The organism is Sphingobium sp. SJ10-10, from assembly GCF_036038995.2.
Taxonomy (GTDB): domain Bacteria; phylum Pseudomonadota; class Alphaproteobacteria; order Sphingomonadales; family Sphingomonadaceae; genus Sphingobium.
Genome location: NZ_CP158133.1, coordinates 776,060 through 795,648, shown reverse-complemented (window position 1 = coordinate 795,648; position 19,589 = coordinate 776,060). Strand labels below are relative to the sequence as shown.

General features: G+C 60.4%; 20 protein-coding genes. 12 read left to right on the top strand and 8 right to left on the bottom strand.

Features of this window, described 5'->3' with window-relative positions:
* Nucleotides 1-771 carry a ThuA domain-containing protein gene (locus VVT58_RS19205; RefSeq protein ID WP_327753855.1) on the top strand — a complete coding sequence of 257 codons (771 nt, stop codon included), beginning with the start codon at nt 1-3 and terminating at the stop codon, nt 769-771.
* Here VVT58_RS19205 and VVT58_RS19200 read toward each other — a convergent pair.
* Both VVT58_RS19200 and VVT58_RS19195 read right to left on the bottom strand, forming a co-directional pair.
* A complete protein-coding gene (locus tag VVT58_RS19200; RefSeq protein WP_327753854.1) occupies nt 768-1,601 on the bottom strand; it encodes an SDR family oxidoreductase in 834 nt (277 codons plus the stop codon). The genes VVT58_RS19205 and VVT58_RS19200 overlap by 4 nt on opposite strands.
* Before the next feature lie 52 nt (nt 1,602-1,653).
* Nucleotides 1,654-1,950 carry a Rieske (2Fe-2S) protein gene (locus tag VVT58_RS19195; protein WP_327753853.1) on the bottom strand — a complete coding sequence of 99 codons (297 nt, stop codon included), beginning with the start codon at nt 1,948-1,950 and terminating at the stop codon, nt 1,654-1,656.
* A gap of 206 nt (nt 1,951-2,156) precedes the next feature.
* Between VVT58_RS19195 and VVT58_RS19190 the strand changes: the two genes are divergently transcribed.
* The 6 genes from VVT58_RS19190 to VVT58_RS19165 are packed head-to-tail and all read left to right on the top strand — an operon-like array spanning nt 2,157 to nt 8,069.
* A complete protein-coding gene (locus VVT58_RS19190) occupies nt 2,157-3,596 on the top strand; it encodes a 3-oxoacyl-[acyl-carrier-protein] synthase III C-terminal domain-containing protein (protein WP_327753852.1) in 1,440 nt (479 codons plus the stop codon).
* Nucleotides 3,597-3,608: 12 nt separating this feature from the next.
* Complete coding sequence (locus VVT58_RS19185) at nt 3,609-4,805, top strand: acetyl-CoA acetyltransferase (protein ID WP_327753851.1); 1,197 nt, start codon at nt 3,609-3,611, stop codon at nt 4,803-4,805.
* Nucleotides 4,805-5,260 carry a MaoC family dehydratase gene (locus tag VVT58_RS19180; RefSeq protein WP_327753850.1) on the top strand — a complete coding sequence of 152 codons (456 nt, stop codon included), beginning with the start codon at nt 4,805-4,807 and terminating at the stop codon, nt 5,258-5,260. Before VVT58_RS19185 ends, VVT58_RS19180 begins: the two co-directional genes overlap by 1 nt.
* On the top strand, nt 5,257-6,150 hold the full coding sequence (locus tag VVT58_RS19175; protein WP_327753849.1) for a CoA ester lyase: 894 nt from the start codon (nt 5,257-5,259) through the stop codon (nt 6,148-6,150). The genes VVT58_RS19180 and VVT58_RS19175 overlap by 4 nt, the downstream gene beginning before the upstream one ends.
* Complete coding sequence (locus tag VVT58_RS19170) at nt 6,143-7,300, top strand: acyl-CoA dehydrogenase family protein (RefSeq protein ID WP_327753848.1); 1,158 nt, start codon at nt 6,143-6,145, stop codon at nt 7,298-7,300. The genes VVT58_RS19175 and VVT58_RS19170 overlap by 8 nt, the downstream gene beginning before the upstream one ends.
* Nucleotides 7,301-7,310: 10 nt before the next feature.
* Nucleotides 7,311-8,069, top strand: a complete 759-nt coding sequence (locus VVT58_RS19165; protein ID WP_327753847.1) for a hypothetical protein — start codon at nt 7,311-7,313, stop codon at nt 8,067-8,069.
* A 6-nt stretch (nt 8,070-8,075) separates the two neighbouring features.
* Here the strand turns inward: VVT58_RS19165 and VVT58_RS19160 are convergent, their stop codons facing one another.
* From VVT58_RS19160 to VVT58_RS19140, 5 genes are all read right to left on the bottom strand, one after another.
* Complete coding sequence (locus VVT58_RS19160) at nt 8,076-9,182, bottom strand: alkene reductase (protein ID WP_327753846.1); 1,107 nt, start codon at nt 9,180-9,182, stop codon at nt 8,076-8,078.
* Between the two features lie 76 nt (nt 9,183-9,258).
* On the bottom strand, nt 9,259-10,158 hold the full coding sequence (locus VVT58_RS19155; protein ID WP_327753845.1) for an SDR family NAD(P)-dependent oxidoreductase: 900 nt from the start codon (nt 10,156-10,158) through the stop codon (nt 9,259-9,261).
* 34 nt (nt 10,159-10,192) lie between these two features.
* Nucleotides 10,193-11,281 (bottom strand): Gfo/Idh/MocA family oxidoreductase, encoded by a 1,089-nt coding sequence (locus VVT58_RS19150; protein ID WP_327753844.1) that lies wholly within the window; start codon nt 11,279-11,281, stop codon nt 10,193-10,195.
* A gap of 109 nt (nt 11,282-11,390) precedes the next feature.
* Complete coding sequence (locus VVT58_RS19145; protein WP_327753843.1) at nt 11,391-11,771, bottom strand: limonene-1,2-epoxide hydrolase family protein; 381 nt, start codon at nt 11,769-11,771, stop codon at nt 11,391-11,393.
* 30 nt (nt 11,772-11,801) lie between these two features.
* Entirely contained in the window at nt 11,802-12,584 is a 783-nt protein-coding gene (locus tag VVT58_RS19140) for an enoyl-CoA hydratase-related protein (RefSeq protein WP_327753841.1), read from the bottom strand.
* Nucleotides 12,585-12,688: 104 nt separating this feature from the next.
* Here VVT58_RS19140 and VVT58_RS19135 point away from each other — a divergent pair, with 104 nt between their 5' ends.
* A complete protein-coding gene (locus VVT58_RS19135; protein WP_327753840.1) occupies nt 12,689-13,363 on the top strand; it encodes a 2-oxo acid dehydrogenase subunit E2 in 675 nt (224 codons plus the stop codon).
* Between the two features lie 41 nt (nt 13,364-13,404).
* Here the strand turns inward: VVT58_RS19135 and VVT58_RS19130 are convergent, their stop codons facing one another.
* Nucleotides 13,405-13,917: a MarR family transcriptional regulator gene (locus VVT58_RS19130; protein WP_327753839.1), complete on the bottom strand. Its 513-nt coding sequence runs from the start codon at nt 13,915-13,917 to the stop codon at nt 13,405-13,407.
* A 138-nt stretch (nt 13,918-14,055) separates the two neighbouring features.
* On the opposite strand from VVT58_RS19130, the gene VVT58_RS19125 reads away from it, so the two are divergent.
* From VVT58_RS19125 to VVT58_RS19110, 4 genes are all read left to right on the top strand, one after another.
* Entirely contained in the window at nt 14,056-15,015 is a 960-nt protein-coding gene (locus VVT58_RS19125; protein WP_327753837.1) for a hypothetical protein, read from the top strand.
* Between the two features lie 52 nt (nt 15,016-15,067).
* Nucleotides 15,068-15,943, top strand: coding sequence for an enoyl-CoA hydratase-related protein (locus VVT58_RS19120; RefSeq protein WP_327753835.1), 876 nt, complete (start codon nt 15,068-15,070; stop codon nt 15,941-15,943).
* Between the two features lie 183 nt (nt 15,944-16,126).
* Nucleotides 16,127-18,625, top strand: coding sequence for a TonB-dependent receptor domain-containing protein (locus VVT58_RS19115; RefSeq protein WP_327753834.1), 2,499 nt, complete (start codon nt 16,127-16,129; stop codon nt 18,623-18,625).
* 82 nt (nt 18,626-18,707) lie between these two features.
* Nucleotides 18,708-19,586 carry a TIGR03619 family F420-dependent LLM class oxidoreductase gene (locus tag VVT58_RS19110; protein ID WP_327753833.1) on the top strand — a complete coding sequence of 293 codons (879 nt, stop codon included), beginning with the start codon at nt 18,708-18,710 and terminating at the stop codon, nt 19,584-19,586.
* Nucleotides 19,587-19,589 lie beyond the last annotated feature (3 nt).

Sequence of the window (19,589 nt, the reverse complement as noted above, 5' to 3'; positions counted from 1 at the left end):
ATGATCAATGAACGTCCGCAGGTAGAACTGATCGTTGGCGGCCTGCATCACGATATGAACGCGGTGCGGCTGCACTTGCTGACATTGCTCGATGAGTATGAACTGGCGCGGGTCGGATGCCATTCTGACTTTGGAAACGGCTCTGCGCTTGCCGATGCCGACTTTCTCATAACCTATACGAACAATGTCATTCCCGAAGGCGCAGCGTTGAAGGCATTGGAGGGCTTCCTCGACCGTGGCGGCCGCTGGCTGGCGATCCATGGCGCCGCCGCCTTGACCTGCTTCCAGCCACCGCCCGTCGATATTGGCGGCATATCGCTACCGGGACTGACCGACACGCCTGATCTCGCGCCCGAATATATGGCGCTTTTGGGCGTGCGTTTCGTGTCGCATCTGACGCAACAGCCTATCGTGGTGCGGCGCGGCCCGGCCGCCCATCCGGTCACGGAAGGTCTGATGCCCTTCGAGATTGTGGATGAGCCCTATATATTGGAACTCCGAGGCGAGGGCGATGTGCTGCTGGAGTCACGCTATACTGGGGAAGCGCCCGGCTATGTCGCGGGACCATGGCTGGATGACGAGCCGCGGCCGCAGCTCGTTCATCATCGTCATGGCGCGGGCGAAGTCATGTATTTGGCCCCCGGCCATGCCTGTGGCCGCTATGATCTGCGCCCTTTCATTGACGAGGTGCCCGAACAACCCGGCCCTTGGGCGGATGAGGCCTATATCGGCCTCATCCGGCGCCTGATCGCCTGGGGCATGCGCTGTTAGCGGTCCCCCAACGGCTTCCCAGAACCGAAGGATGCAGCGCCGCCCGGCATCTCGTCGAGCCGCGGCATGCGGGTCAGTTGATTGCCGCCATTAACCTGAAGGTTGAGCCCGGTGACATAGGACGGCCCGGCGAGCCATAGCACCGCATTGGCGAAATCGGCGGGCACGCCTACGCGCCCTAACGGGATTTCCCTCTCGAACGTAGCGGCGAAGGCGGGATCGGCAAACGCTTCCTTCGCCATATCCGAATTGATGGCGCCGGGCAGGATCGAGTTGATGCGGATATTGCGCGCCGCATATTCCAGCGCGGCATAGCGGATCATGCAATCGGCGGCCGACTTGGCGGCGGCATAGGCAGCGTGCGGAAAAACCGGGTGCGTGGTCGACATCGATGAAATGAAGATGATCGAACCGTCGTTGCCGATCGCCTCTGCCATATATTTGATGAAGAAAGTCGTGCCGAAGAAATTCACGCGCGCGGCTGTTTCGAGCAAGTCCTGACTCATGTCCGATATCAGGCTCATGACGGGCTGGCCGGCGGAATTGACCGCGATGTCGAGTCGGCCGAATGTATCGATGGCGGCTTTGGCGAGCGCCTTGATGTCCTCTTCGCTGCCCGCGTCGCAGCGGACAGCCTTGCCCTCGATCTTGGCGGCCAGCCTTTCGAGTGGGGCCATGGTCCGCGCGGCGACAACGACCTTCGCGCCGTTGGCGGCGAGTTTTTCCGCTATGTCCCATCCAGTCCCGCCCTCAGCGGATGCGCCCAGTACGACGGCGACCTGTCCGGTCAGGTCGATCTGAAACTGTGGCGACAAGAGTTTCTTGGTCATGAAATCCACTCCATCTTATAGATTATGATAGGGTGCGAGTGCGCACGGTCGGTCAGAGGTCGATTTCCAGTTCATCATCGACTTCACGCGTTTCGTAGAGCGTCAGGCTGTTGGGCGTCAGGGGCGACAGCGATTTGCCATCCTCCAGGCTGAAACGGGCGCCGTGATGCGGACACATGATGAAATTGCTGCGCACGCGGCCGCCCTCCAGCGACAGATGCTGATGCGGGCATATCTCGTTCATGGCACGGATGCCCACGGCGCTACGGCATATCAGGATTCGTTGGCCGTCCAGTTCGACAATCCGGGAGCCGGTTTCCGGCAGGTCGGAAAGGGGGATTCTGGCCAAGCGAAGATCCTCTCATATCTGATGGCCGCGTGCTGCCAATTAAGCAACTTGCGTAACGTACGAAAGCGTACTACATCAGCTTCGGGGCTTGATCAACGGCCTTTGAACAAACCCCATGCGACGGCCAGTCCGTCGCGCCGATCAGCGGCAGCAGTCGTTGGCATTCGATACATTACGAGGCTTCTTGCCTTCAGCAGGTGATGTGCATGACGGAATTGGGTATTTCACGGTTCGGCGCATATGTTCCACGGCTTCGGCTCGACCGTTCGGTCATCGCCGCGGCTCATGCGTGGATGGCGCCGGGTCTCAAGGGGCAGGCGAAGGGTAGCCGAGCGTTCACCAGCTGGGATGAGGACGCCATCACCATGGGCGTCGAAGCGGCCCGCGACGCGCTGGGGCAGGGTGACGCGGCCGGGGTTCAGGCGGTACGTCTCGCTTCGACTCATTTGCCTTATGCGGACCTTCAAAATGCCGCCATCGTGGCGCGCGCGATCGGCGTAGCCGGTACGGTTGCGACGTCGGATGTCACCGGTTCCCAGCGTGCGGGGACGTCCGCGCTGCTTCAGGCGCTCAAGGGTGGAGAGGTGAGTCTGGTCATCGGTTCGGACAATCCCTTCGCCAAACCCGCCAGCGTCCAGGAACTGGGCTTTGGCGCGGGTGCGGCGGCCTTTCTGGTGTCGGATGAAAATATCGCTGCCCGGCTCATCGGATCGGCAACGGTGGTGGATGTGTTCGTCGACCATTTCCGCTTTTCCGCTGCGGATAGCGACTATAACTGGGAGGAACGCTGGGTCCGGGACGAGGGCTATGCGAAGATTGTTCCCGCTGCGGTAAACGCCGCTCTGGCCGACGCGCAGATTTCCATTGGCGATGTCCAGCATTTCGTCATGCCCTCCTATCTCAAGGGCGCGGCCGACGCGGTCGCCAGGAAGCTCAAATTCGCTGGCACGGTCGCTTCGGGACTGGAAGATGGCGTTGGCTATGCGGGCGCTGCTCAAGCTCTGCTCATGCTGGCGGCGACTTTGGAGAAGGCGCAGCCGGGCGAGCGCATCATGCTTGTCGGCTTCGGTCAGGGCGCGGACGTGCTAATCTTCCAGGCGACCGATGCCATCAAGGCGGCGCAACCGGTTCGCGGCGTGGCGGGCGCCATTGCCGACGCCTTGCCGACCGACAGCTATTTGCGGATGCTGTCCTTCTATAACGGCATCGAGGCGGAATGGGGCATGCGCTCGGAAAAGAGCGGCAAGACACCGCTGACCGAGCAATATCGCTCCGCCAACCAGATGGAGGGGTTCAACGCCGGCAAATGCGGCAGTTGCGGCACTGTGCAGTTTCCGCAGTTGCAATATTGCGTGACCTGTCATGCGCCCGGTGAAGGGTTCATCAACGTCCCCTTGCGCGACGAGCAGGCCGAAGTGCTGACGTCGACCGCGGACTGGCTGTCCTACCATCCCTCCCCGCCGCTCTGGGTCGGGTTCGTGCGGTTCGATTCCGGCGCCCGCGTGCTGATGGAGATGGTCGACATCGGCAAGGACGGCATCGATACGGGGGCGAAGCTGCGCATGGTCTATCGCATCAAGGAAAAGGACCGGCAGCGCGGCTACAACCGATATTTCTGGAAAGCAACGCCGCTCGGCGCGGCTTGAGGAGGGCGCAACATGGCAACAGGTATCAAGGACAAGGTCGCCATTCTCGGCATGGGCTGCTCCAAATTCGGGGAGCGCTGGGACGCCGGTTCGCCCGACCTGATGAAGGAGGCGTTCGAGGAGGCGCTGGCCGATGCAGGCATCGAGCGCGGGCAGATCGAGGCGGCATGGTTCGGCTGTTGGGGTGACGGCATCAATGTCGGCAATTCATCGATCCCGGCGGCGATGGCGCTGCGGCTGGAGGGGATTCCGGTCAGCCGGGTCGAGAATATGTGCGCCACCGGCACGGAAGCGCTGCGCGGAGCGGTTTATGCGGTCGCGTCCGGCGCGGTCGATATTGCCTTGGCGATCGGTGCTGAAAAGCTGAAGGATACCGGCTTCGGCGGCCTGCCGCCGCCGTTCAAGGGTACGTTCAACGACCTCTGGATGCCGATGGGTTCGGCCCCTGCCGGCTTCGCCCAACTCGCGCCTTATTATCGCGCCAAATATGGCACCTCCAAGGATGATTTGAAGCGCGCCATCAGTCATGTCTCGTGGAAGAGCCACCAGAATGGCGTGCATAGCCCCAAGGCGCATTTCCAGAAGGCGGTGCCGATGGAAACCATCATGAACGCGCCGATGATATCCGATCCGCTCGGCCTGTTCGACTGTTCGGGCGTGTCCGACGGTTCGGCCTGCGCCATCGTCACCACGCCGGAAATCGCGCGGGCGCTGGGCAAGAAGGATCTGGTCACCGTCAAGGCGTTGCAGCTGTCCACCAGTTCGGGCCGTGAGACGCAGACCAACGAATGGGACGGCAGCTATGTCGCCACCACCCGCAATGCCGCGGCGCGGGCCTATAAGGAAGCGGGGATCACCGATCCCAAGACGCAGGTCGATTTGAGCGAAGTGCATGACTGCTTCTCCATCACCGAACTGGTGACGATGGAGGATCTGGGCTTTTCCGACGATGGTCGGGCGGTGTTCGACATATTGGACGGCCGTTACGACCGTGACGGCGCCATGCCCTGCCAGATCGACGGCGGCCTTAAATGCTTCGGCCATCCCATCGGCGCTTCGGGCCTGCGCATGGCCTATGAAGTCTACAACCAGTTGTTGGGCCGGGCCGGGGAGCGTCAGTTGTCCAATCCGTCCATCGGCTTGACGCACAATCTGGGCGGCGTTCCCTATCAGGGCATCGCGGCCATCTCTGTTCTGGGGCTCGCATAATGGCTGGAGTATGGTTTGACGAACTGGAAGTCGGGCAGATCTTCCATCACCCGATCCGCCGGACCCTCACCGAAACCGACAATCTGCTGATGTCCACGCTGACGCACAATCCGGCGCAGCTTCACATCGACGCCGAATATATGAAGAATACGCCCTTTGGCCGTCCGCTCATGAATTCGGCGTTCACCCTCGGCCTGATGGTGGGCATCTCGGTCGGCGACACGACGCTGGGTACGGCGGTCGCCAATCTCGGCTGGGATGAGGTGCGCTTCCCCAATCCCCTGTTCGCCGGCGACACCATCCATGTCGTGACCGAGGTTCTTGAGCTGCGCGAGTCCAAATCGCGGCCCGAAGCGGGCATCGTCACCTTTCTGCACAAAGCGTATAATCAGAAGGATGAACTGGTCGCGTCCTGCAAGCGTTCAGGACTTCAGCTCAAGAGGCCTGAGGCATGACATTGCCGCTGCGATCCTTCCTGTTCATTCCGGGGGACAGTGAAAAGAAGCTGGGCAAGGTGGATGGGGTCCATGCCGATGCCTTCATCTTCGATCTGGAAGATGCGGTGGCGGTCGCGCGCAAGCCGATCGCCCGCGAGATGGTGCCGGCCTTCCTCAAGGATCGGCCCCGCGACAGGCGCAAATCCCAATTTTGGGTGCGCGTCAATCCGCTCGACACGCCTTACACACTGGAGGATCTGGCCGCCATCGTGCCGGCGGCGCCCGACGGCATCATGCTGCCCAAGGTGAATGGGCCGCAGGATGTGGCGCAGGTCAGCCATTATCTGAGCGCGCTGGAAGTCGCATCCGGTATCGAGGAGGGGTCGATCAAGATTCTTCCGGTCGCGACCGAGACGGCGATTTCGCCGTTCCGGCTGGGCGATTATGCTGGGGCAGGTCTGAACCGGCTGTACGGCCTGACCTGGGGCGCGGAGGATTTGAGTTCCGCGATCGGCGCCAGCGGCAATACCGATGCCTCGGGCGAATGGACGCACACCTACAAGATGGTGCGCTCCCTCTGCCTGCTGGGCGCCCATGCCGCAGGTGGCGAGGCGGTCGATACGCTGTTCGTCGATTTCCGCGATCCCGAAGGGTTGCGCGCATCGTGCAAGACGTCGCGCGCAGAGGGCTTTTCCGGCCGCGTTGCGATCCATCCGGCTCAGGTCGATATCATCAACGAATGCTTTTCTCCGTCGGAAGAGGAAGTGGCATTCGCCCGCAGGGTGGTGGAGTTGTTCGCCGCCAATCCGGATTCCGGAACCCTGGGGCTGGACGGCAAGATGCTCGACATTCCCCATCTCAAACAGGCGCAAAAGACGCTGGCGATGCATGAGGCGCGCAATGGCTGATAATGATGGCGGCCGGGGGATTTTCTCCGCCGAGCATGAACAGTTCCGCGAGACGGTGGAGCGCTTCGTCGATGACGAGCTGGTGCCCAACCATGGTCAGTGGGAGAAGGATGAGGTCGTTCCCCGCGAAATTTGGAAGCGGGCGGGCGAGGTCGGCATATTATGCCCCAATATTCCCGAAGCCTATGGCGGCTTTGGCGCCGACTGGCTGTACAATGTGGTCATCATCGAGGAGCTGGCGAAGAAAGGCATTACCGGACCCGGCTTCATGGTGCATTCCGAAATGGTCGCGCCCTATATTTTGGCTGCCGGCACCGAGGAGCTGAAGCGCGAAGTCCTGCCCAAGATGGTGTCGGGCGAGTATATCGGCGCCCTTGGCCTGACGGAGCCGGGCGCGGGATCGGACGTCAAGGAAATCCGCACCCGCGCGGTGCGGGAGGGCGACGACTATGTCCTCAACGGGCAGAAAGTCTATATTTCCAACGGACAGTTGGCCGACATCATGGTCTGCGCCTGCAAGACCGATCCGGCAGCCGGCGCCAAAGGCGTCAGCCTGATCGCTGTGGACACGCATCAGCCCGGCTTCAAGCGCGGCCGGAATCTGGAGAAGATCGGCCTCAAGGCGCAGGATACGTCGGAAATCTTCCTGGAGGATGTCCGTGCGCCCGCCTATCGCCTGTTGGGCGAGGAAGGCGGCGGCTTCGGCATCATGATGGGCAAGCTGGCGCAAGAACGGCTGACCCAGGCGGTGCGTAGCATCTGCGTGGCGGAAGCTGCGATCCAGTGGACGGTCGACTATACGGCCGAACGCAAGATGTTCGGTCAGACGCTGGCGGATTTTCAGAATACCCAGTTCGTGTTGGCTGAATTGTCGGCAGAGGTGCTGTCGGCCCGTGTCTTTACCGACTGGTGCATCAAGCGCTTCATGGCCGGGGAACTGACCGGCGTGGAAGCGGCCAAGGTGAAGCTGGTCGTCACCAACCTGCATGTGAAGGTGGTGGACCAGTGCCTCCAATTCTTCGGCGGCTATGGTTATATGACCGAATATCCGATCGCGCGCGCTTATGTCGATGCGCGCATCGTGCGGATCGCGGGCGGCGCGGCCGAGGTGATGAAGCAGATTATCGGGCGCGACCTGTTCCGCAAATAAGCGAGGATATATGGACGACCTGCTGATCGTCATGTCGAACCCGCGAGACGGGCGGCATGACGCGTTCAACGATTGGTACACGAACGTCCATATTCGCGATGTGATGCGGCTGCCCGGGTCGTCCGCGGTACAACGGTTGCGGTTGACGCCGGAAAGCATCGCACCGGGGCTGGGGGTGATGGCTGACCGGCAGTTCGACTATCTCGCCGTTTATGAATGCTATGATATCGAGCAGGTGAGTGCCGGGCATGGGGCGGTCTTCTCGCCTATGATGCTGATCAGCGACAGTTTCGATTTCGTGATGCGGGAAGCCTATTACCGGCCCCATGTCCACCGCCAAAAGAAGGGCGTGCTGCTGCACGCGGGCGATTATGTCATCGAACGGATAGCCGGCGCGGCGGGTGACGGATTGTCCGCCTGGTATGATCGGGAGCGGATGCCCGCGCTCATGGCGCTGCCCGGCGTGGTTGCTGGCACCTTCTGCGCGGCGGCCGATCATCAGATGCTCCAGCCGCATGAGGATAGCGGCTTTATCGGCCTCTATCGTACGCAGGATCGGCAAGCGACGCTCGCCGCATGGGGGAACGCGCCGCCTTGTCCCGGCGATCATGTGGCGCGGGTCGCCTGCTATTCTCCCTTGATACCGCGCCTGACTGCGGAGGAAGTCCGCAACCCCTCTGCCGAGGGACGATTGGCCGAGGCGTGTGCGCGCCTTGCACTGGGGAAAGGGGTCTATGCCGGTTTCCCGTCGGAACTGGCGCTGTCCTGATCCGCGTCAGGCGTAGCGGGGATAGTCGGTATAGCCCTTGTCTTCCCCCACATAGGCATAGTCGAAATCGGCCTGCGCCAGCGGCCAGCCATGACGCAGGCGGCTCACCAGATCCGGATTGGCGATATAGGGCCGACCGAAGGAAATCGCATCGGCCTTGCCGGACGCGATATATTCCGCTGCTGTCTCCGCGTCGAAGCTGCCATTCTGGATGATGGTGCCGCCAAACACGGCGCGCAGATGGTCCATGACCGGATAGTCGGGCTTTTCCATGAAACCCGATGCGATCGGTTCGATCAGATGGATATAGGCAAGCCCATGATCCTGTGCCAAGGCGCCGATCGCTTCGGTGAGGGCGGCAGGATTATCGTCACCCATGCCCTTGCGCTCGCTGGTGGGGCTGACGCGCAGGCCGATGCGGCCGGGATCGACCTCGCGGGCGACCGCTTCGATGATTTCGCTGAGCAGCCGGACCCGATTGCCGACGCTGCCGCCATAGCCGTCGATGCGGCGGTTAGTCTTCGATTGCAGGAACTGGTCGATGATATAGCCGTTCGCGCCGTGGATCTCGACGCCGTCGAAACCGGCGGCCATGGCGTTGCGAGCGCCCAGACCGTAAGCGCTGACGACCTCGTCTATGTCCGCTTGGGTCATCTCGCGCGGCACCACATAGGGCTTCATCGGCAGGAAATGGCTGGTGTCGCCGTCGGGACGCGGCGCGAATGTTTCGCCTTCGCCCGCGATCGGGGAGGGGCCGATCGGCTGCTGACCGTCAATATAGTCGGGCAGGACAAGTCGCCCCATATGCCAAAGCTGCGAATAAATGCGCCCGCCCGCCGCATGAACCGCATCGGTCACGGCGCGCCATCCCGTCACCATGTCCGCATTCCATATGCCCGGCGCGCGATACCAGCCCATGCCCATGGGGTGAACCGCCGTCGCTTCCGATATGATCAGTCCGGCATCCGCCCGCTGCGCATAATAGAGCGCTTGAACCGGGGTCGGGACATGCTGCTCCGTCGCGCGGGCGCGGGTGAGCGGCGCCATGATGACACGGTTGGGAAGATCGAGCGTGCCGACCCGCAGCGGCCGGAACAGGGCGTCGACGGACATCGGAACCTCTGACAGGAATTGAGGGATATGAATGGCAGAAGGGGTGGACGCACATCCACCCCCTCTCACGGATCGATCAGGGATCGAGCCATTCGCCGGGGTTGATCCCGGCATTGTGCCGCGCGAACTTCAGGATCTTCGAAACGCGCTCGCCCAGAACGGTGGGATCCTTGGACGCTTCGCAGCTCGGCCCGTGCTGCCAGCTTTCCGCGACCGTGATGCCATAGCCCCACACTTCGAACACGCGGCCGCTGACATGGCTCGATTCCGGGCTGGCGAGCCAGGCAACGAAGCCCGCGATCCATTCGGGATCACGGCGTTCCAGCTGTTCGGGCGTCCATTCGCGCAAACCCGCGGTCATGCGCGTTTCGGCGCGCGGGGCGAGGGCGTTGACGGTGACGCCGATGCGCTGCAGCTCACGCGCGGCCACCTGGCTGAAGCTGGCGATGCCGCCCTTGGCCGCCGCATAATTGGCCTGGCCGATATTGGCGAACAGCGCCGAGTGCGAGGTAGTGTTGATCACGCGCGCGTCCGGCTGACGTCCCGCCTTGCTTTCCATGCGCCAGTAATTGGCGGCGTGATGGGTCGGCGCGAAAGTACCTTTAAGGTGAACCCTGACGACGATGTCCCATTCTTCCTCGGTCATATTGACCAGCATGCGGTCGCGCAAAATGCCCGCATTGTTGACGAGGATGTCGAGTCGGCCGAAGGTGTCGATGGCTTGTTGCACCATGTCCTTCGCATTGTTGAAGTCGGACACGTCGCCGCCGTTGACGATGGCTTCGCCGCCCAGCGCCTTGATCTCGTTGACGACGTCCTGCGCCGGGGTCGTGTCGGCCCCGCCGCCCGCAGCGTCGCCGCCCAGATCGTTGACCACCACCCTGGCGCCATGTTCAGCCAGTTTCAGCGCATAGGTACGGCCGACGCCGCGTCCCCCGCCGGTGACGATCGCCACCCTCCCTTCAAGCAAACTCATGATTGTCCCTCACTTTTACAAATAGTCGATCCAATTAAAGAATGATGCGCGTGCCGGAGGCCGCCGACCGCTCGATCGCGTCGATCAGCCGGTGCCGCCGCACCGCATCGTCGAATGTCGGGCAGGTCGACGTGCCGTCGCGCAGATCGTCGGCCAGCCGGGCATAGGCCTGGGCGACATTTTCCGCGAAGGGCGGCGCGTCGGACACCCACCGATATTTTTCGGGAACCGGCAAGGGGGCCAGCGACTGCGCCTCTCCCCGCGCGCCGAACAATGTCAGCGGGAACATCTGGGCATGGCCGGCGTCCGCCGTCGCGACGATGTCGCCTTCGGTCCCGTTGATTTCCCAACGGAAATTGGTTCCCCGCGATACGCCGCCGCGATAATGCACCGCTGCCGTCGCACCATTTTCGAGTTCGCCTGTGACGATCACCTGATCATGCGCCGTCATCGGCCGTTCGATGCCGTCGGGGACAAGCGTGAAGCTCTTGCGGCGATTGGCGAGCAAGGCGTTCACGCTGGAAAATTCACCCAGGCACATGGTCACGGCATCGACGGTGTGGCCGAAGGGAATGGTGAGCAAAGTCGCGCCATTCGCATTGTCGGCGGTATAGGCATTGGGCTGGTCGATGAAGGCGCCCCAGTTCATGCCGGAACCCACCAGCGTGGTGGAAAGCACAGTACCGACATAACCGTCGGCTATCAGGTCGCGGACATAGTTGAAGCTGGGTGCGGAGCGTGCCTGCAGGCCGACGGCGCCGATCACTTTCTTCTCGTGCGCCAGCCTCGCCATTTGATCGGCTTCGGCCAGGCCGTTGCCGAGCGGCCATTCACAATAGACATGTTTGCCCGCGTTCAATGCCGCCGTCACCAGTTCGAGATGATGGGGAACCTTCACTGTGACGACGACCAGATCGACGGCGGGATCGTTCACCAAGGCATGATGATTGTCATAGGCGGCAGCCACGCCGAATTCGGCTGCGGCGGCGGAAGCGGTTTCCTGCCGCGTGGTGCTCAATGCCACGATGTCATAGGCGGGCAGGGCATGAAGCGCAGGGATGTGCGCCAACGCTGCCCAACTGCGCCCCGGCGCCACGCCTATGATGCCTACACCAATCGTCATCCCGGCTCCCCAAATGGTCAACTATCATCTAATCAGTATGCGTACTATATGCATTAGAGCTATTTTGCAATGGCCGAGATTACCCCGGCGGTCCTGAGCGAAAGAAAGCTCAGCTTATGGCCGCCATCGCCGTCTGAAACTGGACCGAGTCGAAATAATCGCGCCAATGCGTGATCCGCCCATCCTGCAATTCGAACACGCCCATGACGGGCATTTCCAGCCACTGGCCCTTGATCCGGAATCGGTCGAGACGTTCGGTCAGCACCACGCCATCGGCATTTTCAGCGATATGGTGTAACTGCCAGTCGATCGCTTCGGCATCACCCACGAACATCGCCAATCCCTGCCGGATCGCCTCATGCCCGACCAGTGGCGGCCAGGGCATGTTGTGATAGACGCAATCGGGCGCCATCGCGTCCAGTATCGCTTCGAGATCGCGGGCGTTCCACAGTTCGATAAAGGCGCGAACCCGTTCGCTATTGGATGTCATGGGTCTTTTCTCCTCGACAATTTTGATCGGTTATCGGCCGGTCCAGCGTGGCGGTCGGCGCTCAACGAAGGCGCGCTTTCCTTCCGTCGCGTCTTCGCTGTCCATCACCTGTTGGGCTAGCGGATAGTGGCTGATGTCGAGCGCCGCGCTCAGGCTGGGCAGGTCGAAGGACTGGTAGGCGACCGCCTTGGAACAGCGTATGGCAAGTGGCGCGCAGGCCGCCACGTCGCTGGCCCAGCGTCCGGCCGTCGCCATCAGATCCTGTTGCGGCGCCACCTCGCTGACAAGGCCGATGGACAAGGCTTCGTCCGCTTTCACCGTTCGCCCGGTGAGGATGATGTCCATGGCCCGCTTCATGCCCACGGCGCGCGGGAGGCGCTGAATACCGCCACCCAGGGCTGCCCAGCCGACTTTGGGTTCGGGCAGCGCGAAACTTGCGCTATCGGCGGCGATGATGAAGTCGCAGGCCAGTGCGAGTTCGAAGCCCCCACCCAATGCCATGCCGTTGACGGCAGCGATCACCGGCAATGGATAGTCGACCCGTGCGTTGAAGCCGGCAAAACCGGTCGGCGCGATTTCCATCACCCCGGTTTCCAGATTGTCCTTAAGGTCATAGCCCGCGCAAAACGCCTTCTCGCCCCCGCCGGTGACGATTACCACGCGGACATCGGCCATGGTCGGCAAGGCGTCGAAAAGGTCCGACAATTCGTGATGCGCGGCCGGATGAAGCGCGTTCATCCGGTCCCGGCGCTCGATGGTCACCGTAGCGACGCCCTCCTCGACGTAGAGGGTGTAATAGCGGCCCTGTTTCACCTGATCGACTTCCCTGCTTTGTGCCGCCGGACTAGCCCTTGCACGCGGCCATCTTCATGATATGCTATATAACCATATTGATGCAAACTATATTGGAGCAGGGTATGGCTGGCGTTCTGAAGCTTGAAGGCATCAGGGGAATCATCGCGCAAAAAATGCGCGAAAGCCTTGAAAAGACCGCGCAACTCAGCTTCTTTTGCGATATTGACGCAAGTGCCTTGGTCAAGGCGCGGAGCGCGTGGAAAGAGGCTGGCGTCAAGCTTGGCTATGAAGACTTGATCGCCAAGGTGCTGGCGATGGTTGTGCCGGACTTTCCAGCCTTTAACGCAATCGAGACAGCGAAAGGGGTCGAATATCAGGACGATGTCCATGTCGGCTGCGCGATCGCGCTTCCGGGCGCACTGGTCGCGCCCGCCGTCTTCAACGTGCAGAGCCTCAGCCTTCCGGAAATAGCGCAAGCGCGCGCCGAACTGATCGGACGAGCGAAGGTCAACAAATTGACCATCGCGGAACTGACGGGCGCAACCATCACCATTACCAATTTGGGGTTGACCCGCGTCGAGCATTTCACGCCGATCCTGACCTATCCGCAACAGGCGATCATCGGTCTGGGACGCATCGCCAACAAGCCGTGGGTCGATGGAAATTCGCTCGTCGCGCGGCCGGTCATGGGGCTGTCCCTGACGGTCGACCATCGCGTGATCGATGGCGGTCCCGCAGGCGATTTCCTGACCCGGCTGGCCTCCGTTCTGGAGAGCGCTGAGGGATTGGGCTGCTGAACAGCGATTGGGGGGCTGGGGACGCGCGCTCCCGGCCCGCCTTATTCCTCGTTCAGCATTTGCCGGATATTGGCCTTCACCAAGGCCAGGGTTTCTTCGGTAATGCGCTGATGCTCGGCCGATACGCCCGCAAGGATGGATTTGTTGAGCGCGGTCCCCACCTTCTGCATCTGGGCAATGACTTCAAAGCCCTTGTCGGTGATGAACACACGGCGCGCGCGCCGGTCGGTCGCATCCAGTCGGCGCTCGACCAGGCCGGTGGCTTCCAGCCTGTCGATCAGGCCGCCGATCGTGACCTTGCCCACATCCATCTTGTGCGCCAGGTCGACCTGCATCATGCCCTCGTCGGGGGCGGCGCGCGACAGCGTTGCAAGCACATGCCATTGGGAACGGGTCACGCCCCGGGAACCCATCACTTCGTCGAACAGCGTGCGCCGCATGCGAGAGACGTCATGGACCAGAAATCCGAAGCGAAAGGGCTTGACGACGGGCTTGGCCGAGGCGTTGCCTTTCTTGCTGTCCTTTGCCTTCGTCTCTGCCGGCCTGCGTGCCATGTGCCCCCCCATTTCCGTTTGATGCCCAGTCTATGTAGTCGATGCCGAATGATAGCAAGCCGACCCGATGTCATTTCCCGCTTGCCATTATGGTATGCCAGTGTACCATAAAATGAAAATGCATATTTGGAGAGTGCGATGCTGCTGCATGAGGATTATCCCCATACCGTTCCTGCGCGTGCATGGCTGCGATGGAAAGAGAATTATTTCTGGGTATTCATGGATCCGGATCGGGACATTTGCTGCCTTGCGCATAGCACTGCGGAACCGACTCATGATCGGGCCTTTGCGTCCTTCACGGTACTGCACAAGGGGCAGAAGCTGATCAGCGGCAAGGAAGTGCCGATGCCGTCGCCGTTCGAGCATCAGAAGTTGCTGCATTATGGCGACCTGACGCTGCATTTCCTTAAACCCCAGGCCGAATTCCGGGTCGAATATGAGGACGACAATGTGGCGGCTGTCCTCAACTTCACCCGTCGCATGCACCTGTTCGATTTTCAGGCGTGCGCGGACGTGAACCCGGACATGTTCTCCGTTTCGGAGAATACAGCGTTTGAACGCAACAGCTTCCGCCATCAGGGCCAATGCATGAACGCGACCGGCACGATCAATTTCAAGTCGGGAGAATGGGCAGGCCAGTCGATCGATGTCGATGGATCGGGCTATCGCGATCATAGTTGGGGAATGCGCAATGATCAGTTGACGCTGGATCATAATTGGTCCTTCTTCAACTTTCCCAGCATGGGCTTTCATCTGATGCAGGTGCGAAACACCATCCGACCGATGAACATGACGGCGGAAGGCTATCTTGCCCGGCCGGAGGGTAATGAGGTCATCAAGGAACTCAGTATCGAAAATGTCGGAGAAGGGCCGGAAGGCATGCCGGACAAGGTTGTTTTCCGCACCAGGACTTTGAGCGGCGATAAATTTACTTTGGTGGCCGATGTCGGAAATGCCTTTGCCCGCCTGCCGCTGCACTCTCAGAAGCCCGGCTCCAAAGTCTATCTCAATGTCGAAAATATGTGCCGCGTTCATTGCGAGGAAACGAGCGAAGAGGGCTTGGCGAATGTGGAAATCGGCGCATTGAAGCACATCTGATTGTCAATCCGCTGTCCGTCCTGCTGAACCGGGAAAGGGGAGGTGAGCCAATATGCCGACTTCAAACGCCATCCGTTATGAACAGGAAGGGGCGGTCGCGACATTCCTTTTCGACCGCACCGAAAAACTGAACGCCTTCACCCGGCCCATGGCGGCTCAATTGTTGGAACTGTTCGACCGAACCGATGCCGATGATATGGTTCGCGCCGTCATTATAACGGGTGCAGGCCGGGCATTCTGCGCCGGCGCCGACTTGTCTTCCGATCAATCCCGTGTGTTCCAGGAGGCGCCAGCGGCGGATGCGGAGTTGGATTGGCGTGATCCGGCCCTGCGCGACTTTGGCGGTTTGATCACATTGCGCATGTTTCGGAGCCTGAAGCCGGTCATCGTCGCATTCAATGGTCCTGCCGTCGGGATCGGCGTAACCATGGCGCTGGCGGCGGACTATCGGCTGGCGTCCGCCAACGCCAAATTTGCCTTGCCCTTCGCCCGCCGCGGCATTGTGCCTGAATCGGCATCGAGTTGGTTTCTCCCGCGGATCGTTGGCATTGCCAAGGCTTTGGAATGGACGATCGGCGGCGCAACCTTCTCCGCCGAGGAGGCATTGGCGGCGGGGCTGGTGCGCTCGCTGCACGCGCCTGAAGCGCTGATGCCCGCCGCCCAGGCCATCGCCCAGGACATTGCCACCCAAACGGCGCCAGTCTCCGTGGCATTGACAAGGCAGATGCTCTGGCGCGGATTGGGCTTCCCGCATCCCATGGATGCGCATCGGATTGAAAGTCGCGGCATTCGCAGCCGGGCGCAATCGGGAGATGTACGGGAAGGGGTAGGGAGTTTCCTTGAAAAGCGCCCGCCGCAATTTCCGGATCGAGTCTCCGACGGCCTTCCGGAATTTTTTCCCTGGTGGACAAATGAAGATAGTTGGTGAAGGGGCGGCACTGCGACATTTGGGCGACATTTCCTCACATTTCACGCCTGCAATCAGCTTTTTGGCTCTTGGCGATTGACGGACGCGAAGTGAGGATATAAGTATGCATGTGTATCGTAATCACTAGATCGAAAATCTGAATTGGGTTTGTGCATCTGGGCGGCCAAGAGCCCTTTTCCTTGGTTGCGCCGGCTGAAGCCGGCCTCTGCTAATTTACAGAATTCAACCAAAACATATTCGTTTTTAACAACTCTGGTTCATATTCTTGGGGAGGATAAGGTGTTGAATCAAATCTTGGATTCTCAGGTTCGTCGTCGTGCCATCCGCGGCAGCCTGATGATGTCCTGCGCAGCTTTCGCGGTCGCGAACATGGGTGCGCAGGTTGCTCATGCGCAGGAAACGGGCCTGGCCGACATCGTCGTTACCGCCCAGAAGAGCGCGCAAAATGTGCAGGATATTCCCCTTTCGGTCACCGCGGTTTCCGGCGAGGCTCTGCAATCAAAGGGCATTACGACCGTTCAGGAACTGAATCGCATCGATCCGGCCCTGCAAATCGGTCATGCTACCGGCACCGTGACCACCTTCATTCGCGGCGTCGGCAATCCGGTGACCACTGCGGGTAATGAAGCCAGCGTTCCGGTCTATATCGATGACGTCTATTTCATCCGTGCATCGGTGCCGTTCTTCGACCTTGCCAGCATCGAGCGGATCGAAGTGCTGAAGGGGCCGCAGGGAACGCTTTTCGGCCGTAACGCCAGCGGCGGCGTGATCTCGATCTATACGAAGGATCCCAACCTTGCGTCTCCCGAACTGGAAGCGCGCCTGGGTTATGGCAACTTTCAGACGATGGATGCGAAGCTTTATGCCAGCGTCCCGATCACCGATACTCTGGCCGCCAATATTTCCGTAAGCTATCACAATCAGGATCAGGGATGGGGTCGCAACAAGCGCCTGATTGATCCGCTCGACACCTCCAAGGGCTATCGCCCGGGCGGCGAGGATTATTGGAAGGGGCATAGCTTCAGCGCCCGTGGCAAGATTCTCTGGGAACCGACAGATACCACCAAGGTGAAGCTGATCGGCTATTATCAGAACAGCTGGAACCAGATCGGCATTTATTCGCGGCCCTTCCCGGGCACGCAGGGCGGTACCCCCGATGGCGCCCATAACGGCTTTGCCAATCTACCGGGCGTGTTCCCGATTCCGTCGCAAGTCCTGCCCGAACTTGGTTTCTACGATGTCGCATTGGGCGATACGCAGAAACAGTATGACAAGTCCAAGGGCTACGGATTTTCCGGTCGGATCGACCAGGAACTTGGGTTTGCCGATATTGTCAGCATCACGGCTTATCGTAAAAATGACGAGCTTTACGCGTCGGCGGGAAATTACTCACCCTATAACTGGGCTCGATACGATCTGAATGTCGTGGACAAGCAGTTCTCGCAAGAGTTTCAGTTGAAATCCAAGTCAAGCTCCAAGATCAAGTGGATATTGGGCGCTTATTATCTGAATGCCGATGGCGGGTTCGATCCGACCACCATCCACGGCCCCGGCGTCGGCGCCAGCGGCATACAGGGCATCAACATCTACGGCCAGCAGAAGGTCAAATCTCTGGCGGGCTTTGGTCAGCTGACCTATCCGCTGACCGATACGACCAACATCACCGGCGGCTTGCGCTACACGATTGACAAGGTTCGTGGTGACGGACGTACCGACATCGTGTTCCTGCCTGGAGTATTCGGTGCAGGATCGGTAACGGTCACCGATCAGATTTTCGACGCCAACAATAATTGTTCCAATATTCTGGCGAACACCTTCTTCGGCGCACCATTGAACGGTACCTGTAACGCGCCCAATCCGAATGTGAGCAAGACCACGAAGAAATGGACCTGGAAAGGTTCCATCGACCAGAAGGTCAGTGATGATGTCATGGTCTATGGAACATATAGCCGTGGTTACAAGGCGGGGACGTTCAACACCCTGCCACTGGATTCGGCCGCGCTCGGTCCGGAAGTCATCGATGCCTATGAGGTCGGCTTCAAGTCGGAACTGGGAGGACGCACGGTTCGCCTGAATGCCGCGCTCTTCTGGAACGATATCAGCAACGCGCAAGTGCAGGCACAGCGCAATGGCCTCGTATTCCTGCAGAATGCCGGTACGGCGCGGACCAGGGGTGGGGAATTCGACTTGACCGTTGCGCCCGCCAGAGGGCTGACGTTGCGCATGGCCGGAACCTATCTGGACGCCAAGTTCCGGAAATTCGATGGCTGCGCGACCTACAGCTATTCCACCACGGCGCCTGGCAATCTCGACCAATCAACGACCAACTGCGCGGGCAATCACATGCCCTATGCGTCGAAGTTGAAATTCAGCGGTGGCGTGAACTACGCGCATGATATGTCGGGGACAGGTAATTTCACTTTCGACCTGAATGGCAACTACGCTACCAAGTTCAATTGGGACGCGGATAACGTCATCAAGGAACCGGCACACTTCTTCCTGGACGGTTCGATCGCCTTCACACCGGAGGCGGCGGAGCATTTGACACTCCGCTTCTGGATGAAGAACATCACGGGCGTGAAATATAACATCAACTATTATGCCCAGGCATCCGGTTCCGCTTATTCGAGCGCGCCGGGCGCACCGAGGACTTATGGTGGTGAACTGGTCTTCAAATTCTGACCTTTCGCCGAAGCGGTAAATCATAGGGGGATGGGGCGATCGCGATGCGGTCGCCCCTTTTCGTTTGGACGGAGATATGCCGATGAAATTCTGGCTGCACATTCATAACACCCTGCCTGAACAGGGACTGGAACTTGCCGTCCTGGCCGAGCAACTGGGGTTCGAGGGTGTCGTCAGCGACGATCACTGGTTCATGCCGGCAGCGTCCGCAACGCACGATCCCAATGAACGCGCGCCACTGCCGATGGATTATGTCTTTCCCGACATTTTCGCATTCGGCGGCGCGGTTCTGGCGCGGACGCAGACATTGAAGTTCGGATCATGCATCATGGTGCTGGCCAACAGGACCAATGTCTTTCTGGTGGCGAAGGCGGCGGCGACCCTGGCGCGGATCAGCGATGATCGGTTCGTCATGGGCGTCGGCACCGGATGGATGCGCGACGAATATGATATGGCGGGCGTATCGTGGGAAAGCCGGGTGCCAAGGACGGTCGAGATGATGGAAATTTTGCGCAAATTATGGGGGCCGGGTCCGGTCGAACATCATGGCCGTTTCTTCGATTTTCCTGCAACCTATGCCGAACCGCGTCCCTCGAAGCCCGTTCCCATCTATATGGGTTCGGTCGTACCCGCAGCGCTCCGCCGTACCGGCATGGTCGCGGATGGGTGGATGGGCATGACGTCGCGCCTGTCCGAACTGGCTGACCAGATTGCGTTGATCAACGTGGGGCGGGAAGAGGCCGGACGGCGGGACAAGGCGTTCGAGTTCATGGTCGGACTGGCCCGCAATGATGATGGAACGCTACCTTCTCCCGGCGACTATCAGCGTGCGGCGGAGATGGGCGTGACGCAGCATCATGTCGGCCCAATCGACCATGCGCTGGGCGTCCTACGGTCGAGTTTCGACGATAAGAAGAGGTTCGTGGAAGATTTTGCCCGGCGCATCATGCGCACAGCCTGAAAA